Annotated in this window: 1 protein-coding gene; it reads left to right on the top strand. The window is 67.3% G+C overall.

Going from position 1 to position 1,353, the window contains the following annotated elements:
- The first annotated feature begins 216 nt into the window (after positions 1-216).
- Positions 217-1,272, top strand: coding sequence for a substrate-binding domain-containing protein (locus tag G7A99_RS19845; protein WP_163143493.1), 1,056 nt, complete (start codon positions 217-219; stop codon positions 1,270-1,272).
- Positions 1,273-1,353 lie beyond the last annotated feature (81 nt).

Raw genomic sequence — 1,353 nt, 5'->3', positions numbered from 1 at the left:
CCGCTGCCGCCGCGTCCCCGGAATCCCGGTACGGTGCCCGCCGGATAGGCCGTCGCCGGCCCTGCCGTGCGAATTGTACCTCTGTTTTCGTGGGTACAGTACAGGGTACAAAGGCGGGAACTGTACCTTGTTCAATCCATGTCAGTGTCCGAGTCTAGCGCAAAAACGTGAACACCCAATCCGCGCAGTCCCCGCGCGAACCGGAGGAGAGAGAAGATGACCGATCGCAAGTTCAATCGCCGTTCCTTCCTGAAGGCGGGCGTCGCCACCGGCGCCGCTGCGTCCACCCTCGGCCTGCCCGCGATCAGCGTGGCCCAGGACCAGCCGAAGGTGTCGTGGCGCATGCAGGCGCTGTGGGATGCCGGCACCACCCCGTACGAGTTCGAGAAGCGCTTCGTCGAGCGCGTCTCCGAGCTCACCGGCGGGCAGTTCTCCATCAAGCTGTACTCCGGCGGCCAGCTCGTGCCCTCCGCCGAAGCCTTCGAGGCCGTGCGCGGCGGCGCCTTCGAGATGATGAAGACCTTCGACGGCTACGAGGCCGGCTCCATCCCGGCGTTCGCGTTCACCAGCACCATCCCGTTCGGCTTCGAGCAGCCGGACCAGTACGAGGCCTGGTTCTACGAGCGCGGCGGCCTGGACATGGCCCGCGAGGCTTACGCGCAGGCGGGGCTGCACTACATCGCGCCCACCGTCTACGGCCAGGAGCCGATCCACTCGAAGTTCCCGCTGCACCAGCTCGACGACATGAAGGGCAAGAAGGGCCGTTTCGTCGGTCTCGCCAGTGCGGTGATGGGGGCGTTCGATGTGTCCGTCACCCCCATGCCCACCGCCGAGGTGTACCAGGCCCTTGAGAAGGGCGTCATCGATTTCGCCGACCGCGGTGACCTCACGGCGAACCTGGAGGCGGGCCTCGACGAGGTGGCGAAGTACGTGATCGTGCCCGGCTTCCATCAGCCGACCACCGCGACCAGCTACGTCGCTAACAAGTCCGCCCACGACAAGCTCCCGAAGAGCTACCAGGCCGCGCTCGCGGTGGCCGCCCGGGAGACCTCGGCGGCGCTGCGCCAGCACATCCTGGCCCAGGACGTGATCGCCCTGCGCAAGTTCCAGGAGCGGGGCTGTGAGGTCATCCATCTCGGCCCGGAGGTCGTCAAGCAGGGCCGGCCCACGGCGATGGAGGTCTGGCGCGAGACCGCCGGCGATAACAAGCTCGCCACGCGCATTCTCGACAGCCAGGTCGAGTTCATGAAGCAGCTCGGCCTCATCGGCTGAGCAACGCCCCGTCCGCCCCGGGCAGCCGCCCGGGGCGTCCAGTCCCTAGGTGCAACCGGAACGCTCGGGTATGCCTGTTCT

It is taken from the genome of Arhodomonas sp. KWT (assembly GCF_010993615.1).
This window is presented reverse-complemented; position numbering and strand designations above follow the sequence as displayed.